The organism is Kordia sp. (genome assembly GCF_050633145.1).
Taxonomy (GTDB): Bacteria; Bacteroidota; Bacteroidia; order Flavobacteriales; family Flavobacteriaceae; genus Kordia.
In genome coordinates, this window is sequence record NZ_JBOEFY010000057.1 from 1 (window position 1) to 14,691 (window position 14,691).

At 29.3% G+C, this 14,691-nt stretch carries 12 protein-coding genes; 10 read left to right on the forward strand and 2 right to left on the reverse strand.

The window, feature by feature from the left end; all coding sequences use genetic code 11:
• Positions 1-236 (forward strand): hypothetical protein (locus tag ACRBBL_RS22275; RefSeq protein WP_431371306.1); only part of this gene is annotated, 236 nt, incomplete at both ends.
• A gap of 452 nt (positions 237-688) precedes the next feature.
• Here the strand turns inward: ACRBBL_RS22275 and ACRBBL_RS22280 are convergent.
• Both ACRBBL_RS22280 and ACRBBL_RS22285 read right to left on the reverse strand, forming a co-directional pair.
• Entirely contained in the window at positions 689-2,374 is a 1,686-nt protein-coding gene (locus ACRBBL_RS22280) for a hypothetical protein (RefSeq protein ID WP_431371307.1), read from the reverse strand.
• 248 nt (positions 2,375-2,622) lie between these two features.
• Complete coding sequence (locus tag ACRBBL_RS22285) at positions 2,623-5,487, reverse strand: DUF3696 domain-containing protein (RefSeq protein WP_431371308.1); 2,865 nt, start codon at positions 5,485-5,487, stop codon at positions 2,623-2,625.
• 837 nt (positions 5,488-6,324) lie between these two features.
• Here ACRBBL_RS22285 and ACRBBL_RS22290 point away from each other — a divergent pair.
• From ACRBBL_RS22290 to hypB, 9 genes are all read left to right on the forward strand, one after another.
• Positions 6,325-7,803, forward strand: coding sequence for a hypothetical protein (locus ACRBBL_RS22290; RefSeq protein ID WP_431371309.1), 1,479 nt, complete (start codon positions 6,325-6,327; stop codon positions 7,801-7,803).
• Between the two features lie 600 nt (positions 7,804-8,403).
• Positions 8,404-9,363, forward strand: coding sequence for a hypothetical protein (locus tag ACRBBL_RS22295; protein WP_431371310.1), 960 nt, complete (start codon positions 8,404-8,406; stop codon positions 9,361-9,363).
• Between the two features lie 18 nt (positions 9,364-9,381).
• The gene (locus ACRBBL_RS22300; RefSeq protein WP_431371311.1) at positions 9,382-10,974 is read left to right on the forward strand and encodes a nickel-dependent hydrogenase large subunit; all 1,593 of its coding nucleotides are present in this window, start codon (positions 9,382-9,384) and stop codon (positions 10,972-10,974) included.
• 80 nt (positions 10,975-11,054) lie between these two features.
• Positions 11,055-11,534 carry a hydrogenase maturation protease gene (locus ACRBBL_RS22305; protein ID WP_431371312.1) on the forward strand — a complete coding sequence of 160 codons (480 nt, stop codon included), beginning with the start codon at positions 11,055-11,057 and terminating at the stop codon, positions 11,532-11,534.
• Entirely contained in the window at positions 11,531-11,848 is a 318-nt protein-coding gene (locus ACRBBL_RS22310) for a hypothetical protein (RefSeq protein ID WP_431371313.1), read from the forward strand. Before ACRBBL_RS22305 ends, ACRBBL_RS22310 begins: the two co-directional genes overlap by 4 nt.
• A complete protein-coding gene (locus ACRBBL_RS22315; protein ID WP_431371314.1) occupies positions 11,848-12,114 on the forward strand; it encodes a hypothetical protein in 267 nt (88 codons plus the stop codon). Before ACRBBL_RS22310 ends, ACRBBL_RS22315 begins: the two co-directional genes overlap by 1 nt.
• Positions 12,089-13,570: a hypothetical protein gene (locus ACRBBL_RS22320; RefSeq protein ID WP_431371315.1), complete on the forward strand. Its 1,482-nt coding sequence runs from the start codon at positions 12,089-12,091 to the stop codon at positions 13,568-13,570. The genes ACRBBL_RS22315 and ACRBBL_RS22320 overlap by 26 nt, the downstream gene beginning before the upstream one ends.
• A gap of 2 nt (positions 13,571-13,572) precedes the next feature.
• Entirely contained in the window at positions 13,573-13,920 is a 348-nt protein-coding gene (locus ACRBBL_RS22325) for a hydrogenase maturation nickel metallochaperone HypA (RefSeq protein WP_431371316.1), read from the forward strand.
• Between the two features lie 43 nt (positions 13,921-13,963).
• Positions 13,964-14,665 carry a hydrogenase nickel incorporation protein HypB gene (gene hypB / locus ACRBBL_RS22330; protein ID WP_431371317.1) on the forward strand — a complete coding sequence of 234 codons (702 nt, stop codon included), beginning with the start codon at positions 13,964-13,966 and terminating at the stop codon, positions 14,663-14,665.
• Positions 14,666-14,691: the final 26 nt, after the last annotated feature.

Sequence of the window (14,691 nt, forward strand, 5' to 3'; positions counted from 1 at the left end):
GCTTAGATGGTAATTATTCTTCATTAACAGATTTAGAAATCTATAAGTTATATTCAAAAGATGAAGTGTCTAAAAACTTATATGAGATTTTATATAATGCAATACTAGCTAAGACATTAAGAACAGGTAGCTTTGGAAATATTTTCCATTTAGTTGGAAATCTACCCAGAATTGTCAATAATTATCAAGAAAACCCCAACATCGAAAAATTGTATGAAAGTTTCAATATATTTCTTNNAAAAATTATTAAATATGAGCATCGAACAATCATATAAAAAGTTTCAAACGATTAAGGATAAAACATTCAATCACATGATTGATGTGTTGAAACATTTTGTAAGTATTAGTGGAGTCTTACTTGCGATTTTAATTTCATTCAATTCCAATCCAACTAATAAGGCTACTCTTTTTTATTGTGTATTGTATTGCTTGATTATCTGCATCTTTTCGGGAACAATAGGTCTATATATATCTTTGATACAATTAAGGAGAATTAACAAAGATTTTGCAAAAGCTGTAATAAAACAAATTAGGGAGAATAAGAATACTCACGATCCATTAATTACAAAATATAATAAGTTAGCCTTATTGGTTGAACTTATTTGTTTTCTTTCATTCTTGACCTCCATGATTCTCTTGGCTATCTATGCAATGCCCTAATTTATACCTAAACTAAGACCAAATATTTTTATTCATTTATTACATCTTCAAATTTTTCAACCAACAGCTTTTTCGGAAGCCTGTAATTTATAAGCCTACTACTGATGGGAGATATTTGTTTGGTTAAGTTTTTATTAGCAATTATTTTTCCTTTTTCAGCATTCGGATGGTTAACCTTTTTTTTAGTATTCATATTTTTTAAATGCTCATCTAATATCTTCTTGAAATTTGAATCTTTTTGCACCAAATATGGTGTCCAGTAAATTAATGTGTCCATATCTATAATTGTTAAAGACTTAATGAAATTAGAATTATATTTTTCTCCAAGTTTTTCTTTAACTAAAGTTAGATACCATTGGTTTAATCTGTAGTTAATACCAAGTGTTTCAAAAATTCGATCATTAATAAGTAAAATTGGATATATGGTTATATTCTTTTGTTCATTTAAATAATCATCAAATTTGAATTCATTCTCAATAATCTGAACAATAGAAGTTACTAATTGTCCAACACCGATAGGTTTTTTATTTACTTCTAAGAATTTAGATTTTAAGACTCCATTTATTTTTTGAATATCTCCAGAACTCTTTATGCTTTTTGCTATTAAAACATCCTTGTTTTCAAATAAAAAAACTTTTTTGTTGTGTCTAACATAATAATCAGGTTCATTAACTGTAGCATCTAAAACTGTTTTTTTGACAAAATATGGCTTATGAAAAATTTCATCAAGAACTTTCTTCATCAAATAATCTTCTGAAAAATTTGTATTGAAGAATTCGAAGAAAGTTCTATCTCTAGCAGGCAAATTATGATATTTATGAAATGAGTTTTTTAGAATAAACTTTACACTTTTATTGAATTTATCAACAACAAAAAAGAAATCAATTATAGAAAATGTACTTTCATTAATCTTATAAACTGGATAATTTCTTAAAGTTGTAAAATCATCATCTTCAATAATTTCATCCGATGACAATGAATTTAAGAATACTTGTGATTCTTTTTCATCCACTTGAAATTTAAAACCATTTTTTAATTTCAATTCAAACAGTTTACCAAAAAGATATTTCATTTGATTAGAAACTTCTTTTATACTATTTTGTCCGAAATAGGAATATAAATCTTTCTCTAAATAACTATACTTTTTATCTGATTGTAGAAAGCCAATAAGATGCTCAAATCTCACAATTGTCGCAAAAAGTGTTTTACCAAACTCTAAATCATTATTCTCGTAATTTCCAATACCTGAAGTTGAGAATAACATTGCAATAGACATATCTACAAGCTTTTCTACATTGTCTTCTGAATCTTCAAGTTTTTGTTTTGAATTAACTTCTTTATTTATTACCAAAAATGCTTTCAGTAAATTTATTTCGTCCGTATCTATATCGTCATTTTTGTTTTCTTTAATCAAACTATCTCGATTAGATAAAATAATTTCAGCTAATCTTAAACTTGCTTCTCTGGAGACTAGAATAGGTTTTTCTTTAATTTCATTTTCACGTGAATATTTTATTACTCTTTTTATAATATCATCACGTACAACCATATTTGAAGCAAAGTTATCAAAATTAGGTTGAGGATTTGTATTAGAAAACCCTATTATGTTTAAAAGAGTAAAAGAGGATATTTGGTTAAGATATTCTAAAACATTTTTTTCTTTTTCATCGGGAAAAACATGCTCAAATTCTAAACGAAGTACTGTATTAATCATTTTTTAAGTGTATTTTTAAGGTTACTAGCAACGCTTTATATTTGGAATTATTGATATTTTTTTTAAACTAAAACTAATCAAGAAATTAAACTTAGAAGAATTCACTTCCATATTTTCTAATTATCATTTTTCCGACTATCTTGAATTTACTTTTTGTTATGCTAATAAGCATAATCTAATTTTTTAATTGACAAAAAATAATATTCATAAATAGTTTTGAGCGAAATGATTTTTTACATAGAATAATATTATAAACACTTAAAAATAGCTTCTACCTTAGTAACGTAATTCATTGCTGTATTCTTATCAATAATATCACTTGTACAAACACTATTACTATAAGTATGTCCAGCACAATTTCTCAAATCTAATATGTGTCGAAAAGTATCAAATAGTGCTTCTACTGTATTATAATCTGTCCAAATACTCTTTAGATAATTTGAAAACTCAACCATTAAAGGAACTGAGTTATAATTGTGTACAGAATTTTTTGTCGGAGAGATATAGTAAAATAACTCAAAAACTTGAATTAACTCTCCAAATACATATCTACTAGGAGTGTTATTAATGTATTTTTTTAGATTAAATAGGTTTACTTTATTACCTGTGCTTATTTCATAATTATCACCAACAAGAGTTAGTCCTAAATCAGTAAATATTCTTCTAATTTTATTCGTATAGTTTGTATTATTACACCAACTATTTCTGTTAACAGAACTAATGGTACTTTTAAAATCATTCACCCATTTTACCATCTCAAATTCAACCGCTCGACCATATTGAATAATTACAGGTGCAAAATCAGCATTATTATCTAAATTCTCTAATATATACTTACCTGTTGATAAATATTGAAGTGTTTTTGAATTATTGATTTTGTTTTTATCTACTATCGTTTCAATTTCAGTCAGATATTTTGAATAGTCAATTTTAGTAGCATATTCATCGATTATATCTTCTTGAGTTCTTATGAGTTCTTGAAGTTCTAATTCTTTTTCCTGTTTCTCTATTTTAATTCCACTAAGTTTTTCTTCTAATTCATTTACCCCCGAAGTTGTCGTTGTCAGTTTTTGATTGAGTTCCTCTATTTTAGTATCATAGCCTTCAAGCGTTTCAATAGACTTTTTCAGTTCTTCTTTTATTTTTTCATAATTTTTAATAAAACTATTTCTTTGAATATTTAACAAACTCAATTTCAAATTAGTTTGTTCATCAAAAAAACCTTTTCCAAAATATTCATCATAATCAATACTTCCATCTTTATCTATCTGTACATGATTAATGTACTTATCTTTCAATCCTTCTCTGACATCATTGGGATGATTGAAGTAATACATCTTAATATCATTTGGTGAAACTATTTTTCGACCTATATATTCTTGAAATTTATAAATTAGATACTCACTATGAGTTTCTATAAGAAACTGAATATTAAACCTAGAAGCAGCATCAATAAATAACTCAGACATTTTTGACTGTAAAGATGGATGCAGGTTGGCTTCAGGTTCTTCTATTAATAAAGTTGAAGGGCTAAAATATATTGTCTGTCTTTGATAATATCCTTCTTGATTATTGAAATCATATTCATGTCTTACTTCATGCTTTTGGGCAATAATAGCTATTTTCATTATGATTGGAAGTAATTGAGAGATTCCATATCCTAAATCGACTAGAGGCGTTTTTGTTCCATCAAAATTAACTAGAAAAATTTTAGTCAAACCAATTGTTTCATCTCTAAATACTGAAAGTTCTTTTCCAATTTTGAAGCCTTTCAGTTTCTTTTTCCCATTTTCGTCTATCTCTCCTTTCCCAATCCAAAAGTTTACGAATTTTTGGATTTGCAGGTAACTTTCTAAATATATACTAGAGAAATCTTTTATAATGTGAATATCTTCACTATTCTGTTCGTCAATAAACCATGCTCTATTTCTACCCCTTGTTGTTGGTAGAAAATAAACCTTTTTCAAACTTTCCATTTTCTTCTGAGCAGTATTTAAAAAATCTTTCTCAATTGCACCTAATAGATTTGAAAAGAGTTTACTGTTAGGTGTTGTTTGAAACATTGAGGAAGTAAAAATATCATGCGGATTTTTTTTAGTTTCCTCTTTTTTAAGTTCAGCATTTACAATATCTTTTTCCATTCCATCCATAATATTAGAAAAACTATGTTTGAAACATTCTAAAATTTTTTGTTGGTTATTACTTTTCCCTTTAAGAAGTTCTGTAGTAATATTTTGTTCTATCGTTAATAGCTTTGATTTTTCTTTTTCTACTAATCCTGAATAATCAGAGAATAAACTTTTTCCTTTGATAAGTTTTTCTGTAAAGTATTCGTAGTCATTTTTTTTATATTTGAAAAAAGGTAAGTCAAAAAAAGTATTCTTATACTTTTCAATTCTACTAAATAAATCAATAGTAAAATAGTCTTCAGTTTTTTCATTAGGTTTAAACTCTTCAGTTACCTCTTCAAAAGGTGTTTCTATGATAAGTTGAATAATTTTCTTTAAATCAACACTTGTTTGCATTTCCCAATGGGGGTAGTCATCGTAATTCTCCATATAGCCAACTATATTCGACCAATGTAGGTATTCTTCATTCCTTACAATCGCAATACTTTTAATGTTATGAGAAATTACTGTATCTTTTTTAGTTTCGTTTTTTTTTATAAATCGTTTTAACCCATATCTAACCTCTAAAGTCGCACTTATATCTCGACTATTACCAAATTTTATTGGAAATGCAAAAACTAAATCTTCATCTTCTTCAAAAATAGGTAGTTCATTGGGAGACTTGTTGTTTTTTTTATGAAAATCCGAAAGTCTCGAATATATGCTTTGACTTTTTGGAATTTCTGAGTTTTTAAAAGCATCCATTGCATCTCGGTTAAGGATACGATCAAGATTTCCAAGTTCATGCTTCATAGTCTTAAAGTCTAAGGTTTCTGAATCAATTCCATCTTTAAAATTATGAACCAAAAATTGTATTGCTTTGAAAAGAGAACTTTTCCCTGCATTATTTGCACCTGTTATTATTGTAATCGGTGCAAATTCAAAATGTTCTTTCTTATTGAAAGTCCTAAAGTTCTGCAAACCTAATCCCTCTAAATTTGGCATTATTGTAGATTATTATTTTATGTTAATGTGTATTTTAAAATTCAATATGGTCGATGTATAATATTTTTTGATAAAACATTTAATTAAAAGCTATATTATTATTTTACGGCTACTATACTTTATTATTTTCTTGAATTGCGTCCAAAGTAAGTATAACAGGAATTGCTGATATTTTTATGATAACTAACCCCACTACCTTTTAAGAATTTAGTTATTTTAAAATTACAATTTTCTTACTAAAAGCCAAAATCATTTAAAGGGTTTTAATTTTAAGATGTAATTAGCAAGGAGGAATGTTCTTTCACAAAGAAACTAATCCTTTTCAAATCTTCTATCGAGAAATTCGACTTTAAAACTTTGGATTTGAGATTAGCAGACCAAAAAAAGCAACTCAGAAAATAGCTGTTAAAATGTAAATAATTTTCAAAAATTGTATCAGTTACAACTATAAAACCACAAATTTAGCTTTAATATAATCAAATAAACATCTACATTTTAAGTTTCTTACATTTTCCTCCTACAATCTACGTGTAGAGCACAAAATTTTACAAATGATTTCCCAATTTCCCTTTGTAGCTTAGTGTTTGAAACAACTAAGGAAATAGAAAAGTAAAAAGGTCATAGCAACTTAATAACAGATTTTTTTTTGTCGCATTAAACAATTTCAATTAAATCAATTAAAAAATGCAAAGTTCAATGTTTTAAAGTTATTACAAACGTTTATTAATGCACGTTCAAAAAATATTATTGTTTTAATTGTCCGAGTGACAAAAGTTGACAAATGATTTTTGAATTCTGCTTTTTAGCTTAGTGTTTTAAACATTAACTCTTAAAAATATGAATGTACAAGTAACACACAACACAGCTAAAAATGGAATTGAAATTTTATTCTCGAACCCAATTGACAAGGAACTAATAGATTTTTTACAAAAGTTAGGTTTTAAACATCTTTTCTATAACACATTAAAATGGTATGCTGACTATCATCCAGCTTATGTGAACTTTGCTTACGATTTACAAAAAGCAATAGAAAATGATACAGACTGGAAACTTATTGATATAAATCCATCGTTTCAAATATCATTTACCAATATTGAAAATTTAAAGTTTTGTATTGCCGAAATAAATATAAAAGTTGGGCAGCAAATCATACTACATAATTATATCATTTTCGAAAACTACAAAAGAGTAGCTAACGTGATTGCTGAACGCTTTGCTTATGGAAACTTTGGAAACATCGTTGAATCTATTACCATTTTACCCCGAAATTATAAACATAGAGCAAAAGTTTTGTATTATCGAAAGAGAATTATACATGCTAAAGAAAATGCGGCTCAATCAATAAAATTTGAAAATTTTAATTCGCTTCATGAAAGAGAGATATTAAAGCTTCATAAGCATATCCATTTTTTTAATGTCGCAATTGATAAATTGGTGCTCTTTATAGAATATAAAGATGAAGCTACTAAAGAGATCATCAAATTATTAGTTGACGAGCTAGAAAGAGGCAAACACATTATCTATAAAGATCAACTTCAAGCATATTTTTCAAAATTAACAAGATTGTATTTCAATTGTTATAAAAAACTAGATATGGAGACTAGAGATATTATTGAAATCATTTTTCATCCCTTAAAAGAATTTTTAGATACATCAAAAGAATTTAAAACCATAATAACAACACTTGAATATGGTGATTATTCCATACCTAACGTACTCGTTCCTAGTTTTGGTATTGATATTTTCAATAGAGGTTATGTGGGACCACAAGATTTATATGCTCTTAAAGATTTTTACCCTAATTTCTTTTTATTTGATTCAAAGAAAGTCGATAATATTGAGGTATTAAATGCATTAGAAATATATCAAATTTCTCAATTTGAAGAACCTAGTCGCCAAATAAAAGTTCCAGATTTTAAGATTGCTGATCAATGGGAGAATTATGGTTTGCTTCTTCTGGAACAGTTAGGGTTTCCGACGGATTTGGAATATCCTTACGTCTATTTATATGATGTAAATTACCAAATATCTACCCTAAAAGACATACTCCCTGATGAATATTCATTTAATAAATACCATACTGTTATTCAAAATTATAGACCGTTAGGAGATTTACAAAAAGGAATTGAAATTATCAATGAACTTATTGAGTATAGATCTGAAAATTTCTATACTGAAAAGCATAATTTTAAGAGTGTTAGTTTTAGTGAGCATGATTATAATGAAATAAAGAGTAGTTATACTACTAAGATTATTAAAAAGTTAGGGAACTCTAAGAGTATTATTGAGTCTTATATTGAGAAAATACCTTTTTGATTATGTTATTCAATATGATGCGTTAAGAAAGGTAAATGTTTTGTGTAAGTCTACCCAAAACAGTCACAGGATAAAATTTGGAATTTCTAAATTTGAATGAACAGAAAGAAAAAAGTTTTACATTCTCTTAATTCTACAGGACAAATTCTTAAAGATTAGATACAGAAATTGCACCAATATTAATAGTTATACATGAAACTATATAAATTTCTCAACTAATTGCCCAAACTTTTACTACTAATCCATTCCAAAAAGATACTCATACATAACTTTAAGAATTAAATGCCATAAACCAATTCAATAAATACCAACTAAACGTTCTAAAAAAACAAATAGAATAGTAATTAGATGATGTTAAATTGAGAAAAATCTTATATTTTCATTTAGCGATTCTATTTTTTTATTACGCAATCTTCTTTCAATTCACAAAACAATTAATTTATATTAAATCTAAATAGCATTTATGATACTATAAAAAATAAGCTCTTATAATAACAATAACTCAATTTATTAACATAAAACATAGTAATAAAGGAATTGTAAATTTGTTTAACCAATTTATTTCTCATAATTTCAACATCAAATTAACAACTAAATTTTATGGCAAACGTTCTATGGTTACAAGGAGGAGCATGTAGTGGAAACACTATGTCTTTCCTTAATGCAGAAGAACCAACTGTGGTTGAATTAATCACAGATTTTGGTCTTAATATTCTTTGGCATCCTACAACAGGGTTACAAATTGGAGATCAGGTTCAAGATTTATTAAAAGATATTCTTGCTGGAAAAGAGCAAATGGATATCTTAGTGTATGAAGGTTCATTAATTGAAGGTCCAAACAAAACTGGATCAATGAATTTTTTCGCAGATCGCCCAATGAAAGATTGGATTAAAGAACTTTCAGAAGTAGCTGGTTATGTTGTTGCCATAGGAGATTGTGCTACTTGGGGAGGAATTCCTGCTGTTGCACCTAATCCTAGTGAATCCACAGGATTACAATTTCATAAAAAAGCAAAAGGCGGTTTTTTAGGCGCAGATTATGTATCTAAAGGTGGTTTGCCAGTAATAAACATTCCTGGTTGTCCAGCGCATCCAGATTGGATTACTCAAATTTTAGTTGCAATTGCTGTAGGTAGAATTGGAGATGTTCAAATCGATGATTACCACAGGCCAAAAACTTTCTTTACTGACTTTGTGCAAGATGGTTGTACTAATGTTACCAACTTTGCACAAAAGGTAGATGGTGGTTTTGGTACTCGTGGCGGTTGTCTATTCTACGAAGTAGGTTGTAGAGGTCCAATGACTAGAGCAAGTTGTAATAATATATTATGGAATAGACAATCTAGTAAAACGCGATCTAACCATCCTTGTTTAGGTTGTACAGAACCAGGTTTTCCTCATAACGATCTTATGAAGGGAAGTGTATTCAAAACGATGAAACATTTGGGTGTATTCCCTAAAGAAGTTCCAACGGGAAGGTCAAAAGTAGCTTATTATCTAGAAGCTGGTTTTCAAAAAATATTACCGACTAATAAACGTATAACAGAAACTTCTAAATAATCAATTAAAACTATAGAAATGTCAGTAAAAGAATTAAATATATCGCCTGTAGGACGAGTTGAAGGAGATTTAGATGTAAAAGTATATATAGAAAACGGAAAAGTAACTCGAGCACATACTCAAGCTGCTATGTTTAGAGGTTTTGAGAAAATCATGGAAGGTAAAGACCCACAATCTGGTCTTATTGTTACACCTAGAATCTGTGGTATTTGTGGAGGATCACATTTATATTGTGCCTCTTCAGCTTTAGATACAGCTTGGGGAACTAAGCTATCACCAAATGCCTTATTATTAAGAGCAATTGGACAAGCAACTGAAACAATACAAAGTATTCCACGTTGGTATTATGCAATTTTTGCTACTGATTTAGCAAATAAAAAATATGCCAATCAACCTTTATACAAAGAAGTAGTTGAACGTTGGTCTGCTTATGTAGGCACAACATTCCAAAAAGGACTAACAGCAAGTGCACTTCCTGTGCAAGTATATGCTTTATTTGGTGGGCAATGGCCACATTCAAGTTATATGGTTCCAGGTGGAGTAATGTGTGCACCAACATTAAAAGATATTACTAGAGCACACGCAATTATGACACAGTTTAAAAACGATTGGTTAGAAACCATTTGGTTAGGCTGTTCTATTGAGCGTTATCTAGAGATAAAATCTTGGGATGATATGTTAGCTTGGGTAGAAGAAAACGATTCACATAAAAATAGTGATTTAGGTCTTCTAATTAGAGCAGGTATCGAGTTTGGTTTAGACAAATTTGGACAAGGTGTTGGTAAGTTTTTAGCAACAGGAACTTATTTACATAAAGATAGATATAATAATCCAACAATAGAAGGCAGAAATGATGCCTTAATAAGTTCAAGTGGCTTTTTTGACGGTAAAGATTGGCATGAGTTTGATCACTTAAAAGTGAGCGAACACGTGAAGCATTCTTGGTATGATAATCAAGAAGATGGATTACATCCTTGGGATGAACCATTGCCGACACCAGCAAAGTCACAACCATTGCATCATACTGATTTTGATGGACAGTATTCTTGGTCAAAAGCACCAAGATATGATGGACACGCATGTGAAACAGGACCTTTAGCTCGTTGTATAATGAATGCTAACCCTAATAATAAAGATCATCAAATTCAAGACCCTTTATTTGGAGACATCATGAAGAAAATGGGTCCAAGTGTATTTACAAGAGTATTAGCTCGTGTACACGAAGCGCCAAGATTATATAAATTTATTGAGCAATGGTTATCTGAAATTGATTTAGATGGCACTTTTTACAATAAACCTGTTGAAAAAGATGGAAAAGGTTTCGGAGCAACCGAAGCTGCTCGTGGTGCTTTAGCACACTGGATTGAGATTAAAGATGGCGTGATTAAAAATTATCAAGTGATGGCTCCAACAACATGGAATGTTGGACCAAATGATGCCAATGGTAATCCTGGACCAATTGAAGCTGCTTTAGAAGGTATTGATATTGAAGATCCTGCAGATCCAGTAGAAGTTGGTATTGTAGCACGTTCTTTTGATTCTTGTCTTGTATGTACAGTACACGCACATGATGAACAAAGTGGTGTAGAACTATCAAGATTCAAATTATAAAACACACACTATAAAACAGTTATACAAAAACTTTCTTAAGGAGATTCTTAAGAAAGTTTTTTAATTTTAAAAGACTAAAGATGCAAATTGCAATTATGGGTTTTGGAAATCCAGTACGTAGTGATGATGGAATTGGAATGTATGTCATTGAAAAATTAAAAGAACATATTGGAGACAATGCTTCCATAAACATTTTTGATATGGGAACTGCTGCTTTCGAAGTACTTTTTGGATTAAAAGGACATCAAAAAATAATTCTAATAGATGCTGCTTTAAATACCAACGAACCTGTAGGAACACTATTTAAAGTACCTGCAGAAGAAGTTTTACGAGCACCACAAGATGACCCAATGGTATTTCTTCATGGTATGAAATGGGATCAAGCTTTATCCTATTCAAAAAAAATATTGCAAGATGAATATCCAGAAGATATTCAAGTATATTTAATCGCTATTGAAAACACAAAACTAGAAGTAGAATTAAGTGATGTTGTTAAAGACGCAGGTGATAAAGTAGTCAATCATATTTTAGATGATTTAAAAATTTTAGAAGTATTGTGAGTGAGAAAGTGTCATTAAAATCGTCGCATATCTATTTAGATAGTGAATTAGTTGAATCCATTTTTCAAAACATTCACTATGCTTACGTTACCTATGTAAAAGCTCAGAAGCGATTATTAATTACACCAGTTAGTAGTCAATGGTTTGTAAAAATGTATGAACCAACACAATTTCTATTAAAAGCTAGAAATTTAAAAGGTGATAGAACTTTAGCTATTCGCGAAATACTAATTGATAACGATTTAGATATGACTGATAGAATTTTAAATTACGAAGTCATTGAAAAAACAAACCTTATAAAAGTAACTCTATAATGGCAAAGCGAAATAAACCAGAAGATGCTTGGTTATTAGATGCCGAAGTACAATATAAGATAGAAGAAGTAAAAAGTCGTTGGGAAGTATCATTAGTATTTATTGACACCAAAGACCCAAATCATGTTTTAATTAGAAAAATAGGCGATTATCGTTCAGAACGTTTAGCAGAAATCTATGCTAAGAATATGCAAAAAAATGCAGCAAAAGACATTAGAGGAACCCAAAAAGTAAATAAAGATGATTACCATTTTAACAACAACTAATTATAATACACCTATTTCTAAAGTGATTGAAAGTATTGAACGCTTAAACGAACTAGTTACTGTTGTTAGCAATACTGAAGATATAGACCATACTACAAAGCTTCTAATTATTGAAGATGATTTAATTAGTACGACATTAGATTGGCACGATACAGAACCACCTTATGTATTTCCAAAAGTTGATTACTCGGATAATAATCTATTGGCATTACTATTTTACAAATTAGGTAATCAGCAAAAAGCATTTGAATTTATTTCAGAAGAAGATAATTTGTATAACCACCTTTTAACTGCTACACATTTACAATTTGGTTACGATATTTCAGAAGAAATGTTTTCTAAAACAGAAGCAGTACACAACCAATGCATCATTCAACACTACGGAAATGTTGCTAATAGATGCAATGCAGAACAACTTAAACATTTATATAATGAAGCTATTAAAAGTGCTTCAAACGATGAAATAAAAATCTTCACAGCAAAACATTACGGTAATTTACTTTTAGATGGTAATGCCTTTAAGGAAACAGAACAACTTATACGTTCGCTTCAAGATAAAGCTATTTCACCTGAAGCCAAAAACGCACTAGATATTCAGTTAGCTTCTGCGTTAATGGCGCAATTACAATTACCATATGATAATGATAAGCTTAATGAAATTTTAGAACTATTTCAGAAAGGTATAAACTTTTACGAGTCAAAAAATAAAAAAGTAAATGCAGGATTACTATATGTAGATGCTTCTGAAATCGCCAATTTCAAAGACGACTACATTGAGTCTAAAAACTTGATTAACAAGGCTATATTATACTTTCGAGAGGAAGATATTCCAGAATTTTTAGGCGAAGCAGGTTTACGTAAAGCAACATTGTTATACACATGGTCTAAAAATGGTAGTCCGCAATATTACAAACCTGCAATTAATGCGTTTCAAGATACTTTAAAAGTGTTTAAACGTGATACACATCCTCAAAAGTTTGCAGATGTACATCATAATTTGGCATTAATTTATTCTGAAATTCCAGTGTCTTCAGAAGAAAAGCCAATTTGGACAGCCTTTTGCGCCTCATCTTTTAAAGAAGTTTTAAAATTTTATACCAAAGAAAATCATCCATACAAATTTGCTATGGTGAGCCATAATTACGCGACTGCTTTAATGAATTTTCCAGAAGCGAAATTACATAATAATTTAGACAAAGCTTTCGGTATGTTTGAAGATGCTTTAACAATTAGAACAGCAAGTAATCATGCCTTTGAACGTGCTTTAACCTTAACAAATCAATTAGAACTATATTGGTTAATGCATAATGAAAATAATGTGGAAGAATCTAAAAAATACAATGCAATGCTTGATAAGGCAAATGAAATTAAGCGATTAGTTAAAGACAATGCGTTAATTGAAAAAGCCAACGAACATTTAGAAGCCTTAAAAAAATTAAAAACTATATTAAACTAACTATGCACGAAACATCCATAGTAAATAGTGTTATGCGAACTTTAGAAATGGAGTTCGAGCAAGAAAAGCTCAATAAAATGAAAGCGATTCATTTAAAAGTGGGCATCTTATCTAATATTGAACCAAGATTGTTATACAATGCCTATAGCGCATACCATATTACAAATCCTGGTTATCATCATGTAAGTTTACATGTAGAATCTGTAGATATTAAGATTCAATGCGAATCTTGCAATCATATAACAGATGTTAAAAACTATCGCTTTTTATGTGATAATTGTGAGAAACCAAGTAAGAATCTCATTCAAGGAGAAGAAATGTTAATTCATAAAGTAGAATTTGAAGACTAAATAAGCGTTTTATAAAACGCTAATTATTATAAAATATAGAATTATGAGTGTAGAAAAATCCACTAAAGCTGCTCGCGGAACGGTACAATGCGAGAATACAAATCTAAACTTATTAAAAGCAAACGATTTTGTCGCAGACATTATTAAAAAGGAAATGGCAAAAAACAATACGCTTTTAGTAAATATTACTTCGTCTGCTGGAAGTGGTAAAACCACATTAATGCAAAAAACTGCTGAAAAGTTAAAAGACAAAATAAAAATAGCTGTTATGGTTGGTGATTTAGAAACCGAGCGTGATGCAGAACGTATTCGTGAAACAGGAATACAAGCCTTACAAATTGTAACAGGTGGTATTTGCCACTTGGAAGCGCAGATGATTCATCAGGTTTTAGACCAATTCGATTTGCCAAATATTGACTTACTTTTCATAGAAAACGTTGGTAATTTAGTTTGTCCTGCTTCTTTTGATTTAGGTGAAGATTATCGTGTTACCTTAATGGCAACAACAGAAGGAGATGATAAACCCAAAAAATATCCTCGTATGTTTTTAACTAGTGATATGATGTTGGTTTCAAAATCTGACCTTCTACCCTATTTACCATTTTCAGTTGAAGCAGTAACCAAAGATGCTCGTGAAGTAAATCACGAATTAGAAGTGATTCAAATTTCTTCAATATCTGAAGAAGGTATTGATGAATGGTGTAATTGGTTAATTGAAAAAGTAAAGCAAAAGCAACATGCATAGTGTTTAATAATTAATGAATAAAACAT